Below are 3,646 nucleotides of genomic sequence, written 5' to 3' on the forward strand. Positions count from 1 at the left end.
GCCTCCGGCACACCCACAGGCAGCGGACAGCCGAGCCCGTCGCGCAGCCGCCCCGCGTCTTCGATCGCTGCCCACCGCTCCTCGCCCGCGATACGCACCCGGATCGCCCGGCGGCTGCGCTCCAGCATCGTCAGCCACGCCGGCTCGACGCCACGCGCGAGCGCCTGATCCAGCGTCAGTGGGCCGAGCAGGCGCAGCAGGTCGGCGGCATCCTCCACGTCCCGCGCGTGCCGATCCGGCGACAGATGCTGGAGCTCCGCCTCTAGATCAGCCAGCGCCTCGGCGTCGAACAGGTCGCGCAGCTCCGGCTGGCCCAGCAGCTCCGCCAGCAGCGACGGGTCCACGCTCAGCGCCGCCGCGCGCCGCTCCGCCAGCGGCGAGTCGCCCTCGTACATGAACTGCGCGACATACCCGAACAGCAGCGACTTCGCGAACGGCGACGGCGCCGGCGTCTCGACCTGCACCACTCGCACCCGCCGCGCCTCGATGTCGCGCAGTAGCTCCACCAGCCCCGGCACGTCGAACACGTCCTGGAGGCACTCGCGCACGGTCTCCAACACGATGGGGAACGAGGCGAACTTGGACGCGACCGCCAGCAGCTGCGAGGCGCGCTGGCGCTGTTGCCACAGCGGAACCCGCTGCCCGGGCCGTCGTCGCGGCAGAAGCAGCGCCCGCCCGGCACATTCGCGGAAGCGGGCCGCGAACAGCGCTGAGCCGCCGACCTGATCGGTCACCGCCTGCTCGATCTCGTCGGCCGGGAATCGAGCGCAGTCGTCGAACACGGTCTCGGCGGACGGGCGCAGGTCGGCGCCGCCGGCCGCGTCGTCCTGCGCCCACGACGTCTCCCAGTCGTTCTCCGGTAGGCGTAGCACGATCCCGTCGTCCCCGTGCATCACCTGCGCGTCGAGGCCGAACCGCTCCTGCAACCGCGCACCGATGGCCAGCGCCCACGGCGCATGCACCTGCGCCCCGAACGGCGAGTGGATCACCACCCGCCAGTCGCCGAGCTCGTCGTGGAAGCGCTCGACCACGATCGTCCGGTCGTCCGGCACGTGCCGGGTGGCCTCGCGCTGCTCCTGCAGATAAGCGAGCAGATTCGCCGCGGCCCACTCGTCCAGGCCCGCCGCCCGCAGCCGCGCGGTCGCGTCCTGGGCCTCCAAGCCGGCCAGCTCCCGAGTGAAGGCGCCGAGCGCGCGGCCCAGTTCCAGCGGCCGGCCGAGCGCGTCGCCATGCCAGAACGGCAGCCGTCCGGGCTGCCCAGGTGCAGGGGAGACCAGCACCTTGTCGTGCGTGATGTCCTCGATGCGCCAGGACGAGGTGCCGAGGGTGAACACGTCGCCGACCCGCGACTCGTACACCATCTCCTCGTCCAGCTCCCCGACCCGCCGCCCCCCAGTCTTGCCGTCGGTACCGCCGCCGACGAGGAAGACGCCGAAGAGGCCGCGGTCCGGGATCGTGCCGCCGGAGGTCACGGCCAGCCGCTGCGCCCCAGGGCGACCGGCGATGGTCCCCGCCTCGCGGTCCCACACGATGCGGGGCCGAAGCTCCGCGAACTCGTCGCTCGGGTACCGACCGGCCAGCATGTCGAGCACGGCCTCGAACACGGCCTCGGTCAGGGTGGTGAACGGAGCCGCCCGCCGCACGAGAGCCAGCAGGTCGTCGGTGCGCCAGGTGTCCACTGCCGCCATCGCGACGATGTGCTGGGCCAGCACGTCGAGCGGGTTGCGCACCGGGGCGATGGCCTCGATCGCGCCGGTGCGCATCCGCTCCGCGACCACGGCCGCCTGCACCAGGTCGCCGCGGAACTTCGGGAAGATGACGCCGCGCGAGACCGCACCGACCTGGTGACCCGCCCGCCCGACCCGCTGCAGCCCGGAGGCCACCGAGGGCGGCGACTCCACCTGGACGACCAGGTCAACTGCTCCCATGTCGATGCCGAGCTCCAGGCTGGACGTGGCGACCACGGCTGGCAACCGCCCCGCCTTAAGCGCCTCCTCGACCTCGGCCCGCTGCTCCTTAGACACCGAACCGTGGTGTGCGCGAGCCAGCACCGGCGGTGCCCCAGAGCCCGATCCGGCCTGGCCCATCAGCTCGGCCGGAGGCCGCCCCGGCTCGGCGAGATCGATCCCGAGACGCCCGGCGTGGATCTCATTGAGCCGATTGCACAACCGCTCGGCCAGCCGCCTCGAGTTCGCGAAGACCAGGGTGGAGGTGTGGCCCTCGATCAGTTCGGCGACGCGATTCTCCACGTGCGGCCAGATCGAGGCGGCGCGGCGCCCGGACTCGTCGGCCGGGACCGCCTCGCCGTCGGTGTCGAGCGTGTCGAGCTGGGTCAGGTCCTCGACCGGGACGACCACCTGGAGGTCGAAGACCTTCTCCGCGGGCGGCGCGACGATCCGCGCGGGACGCGTGCCGCCGAGGAACCGGGCGACCTCCTGTGCTGGACGGACCGTGGCGGACAGGCCGATGCGCTGCGCCGGGCGTTCCAGCAGCTCGTCGAGCCGTTCGAGGCTGAGGGCGAGGTGGGCGCCGCGCTTCGTCCCGGCGACCGCGTGCACCTCATCCAGGATGACCGTCTCGACCCCCGTCAACGCCTCCCGCGCCTGCGAGGTCAGCAGAAGGAACAGCGACTCGGGGGTGGTGATCAAGATGTCGGACGGCTTCGACTGGAACTTGCGCCGCTGGTCGGAGGGGGTGTCGCCGGACCGGACCGCGATGCGCACGTCGGGTTCGGGCAGCCCGGCGCGCACAGCGGCCTGGCGCAGCCCGGCCAGTGGTGCGCGCAGATTGCGCTCTACGTCTACGCCGAGCGCCTTGAGCGGGGAGATGTAGACGACCCGGCAGCGCTGCTTCTCGCTGGTCGGCGGCGGGCCGAAGGCGAGCCGGTCGAGCGCGGCCAGGAACGCGGCGAGCGTCTTGCCTGAGCCGGTCGGCGCGATCACCAGGGCGTTGTGGCCGTCCTGGATCGCCTCCCAGGCCCCGTCCTGGGCCGCGGTCGGGCGCGCGAAAGCGCCGGCGAACCACTGCCGGGTGGGTTCCGCGAATCCGTCCGAAACGCCCATGCCCCCATCTTCGCCGACGCCACCGACATCCGGCGCCGGGTAGGCTCGGAAGGTGCGTTTGACGGTGTTCTGGGAGCGGATGACGGAGCGGTTCGGCCCCAAGTACGTGGATTCGTTCGCCCGGGATTTCGTGGTGAGCGAACTCGGCGGGCGGACCGTCCAGCAGGCTTTGGCCGACGGCGTGGCCGCCAAGGACGTCTGGGCTGCCGTGTGTCGTTCTCTCGACCTGCCCGAATACTCCTAAGGGCGGGAGCGGGACCTAAGTCACCAGCTCCCGCCCTCAGTCAGACCCGAACGGCTAAGGACGCTCCCCGGCGCCCCGATTCGCCTTCCTAATGCCTGCGCGTCGGGAATCGACGCCGTAGCACCACTCCGCCACCGAACAGCCCGGCGCCGAACGGAGCGAATGCGAGCGCGTCGGTGCCCGTGGTGGCGAGAACTCCGCTCGGCTTGCCTGCGCTCGCCGAGGCGCTCAGGCCGCTGCGTCGCGTCGTCGGCGTGTGGTGAGGGTGCGGGTGGTGGTGAGTCGGCGGCTTCGACGAACTCGGCGTGGCGCTGGTGGGCGGGCACGGAGTCGTGGGCGG

The 3,646-nt window shown here is 72.3% G+C and carries 2 protein-coding genes and 1 pseudogene; 1 reads left to right on the top strand and 2 read right to left on the bottom strand.

Annotated elements, in window-relative coordinates:
• On the bottom strand, positions 1 to 3,062 hold a 3,062-nt coding region (locus VGZ32_RS15300), incomplete at its 3' end, for a DEAD/DEAH box helicase (RefSeq protein WP_326886699.1).
• 52 nt (positions 3,063 to 3,114) lie between these two features.
• On the opposite strand from VGZ32_RS15300, the gene VGZ32_RS15305 reads away from it, so the two are divergent.
• Positions 3,115 to 3,306: a DUF3046 domain-containing protein gene (locus VGZ32_RS15305; RefSeq protein WP_326886700.1), complete on the top strand. Its 192-nt coding sequence runs from the start codon at positions 3,115 to 3,117 to the stop codon at positions 3,304 to 3,306.
• 88 nt (positions 3,307 to 3,394) lie between these two features.
• On the opposite strand, the pseudogene VGZ32_RS15310 reads toward VGZ32_RS15305, so the two are convergent.
• Positions 3,395 to 3,646, bottom strand: a pseudogene (locus VGZ32_RS15310) (hypothetical protein); the annotation flags it as partial.

It is taken from the genome of Actinocrinis sp. (assembly GCF_035938995.1).
Lineage (GTDB): Bacteria > Actinomycetota > Actinomycetes > Streptomycetales > Catenulisporaceae > DASZGI01.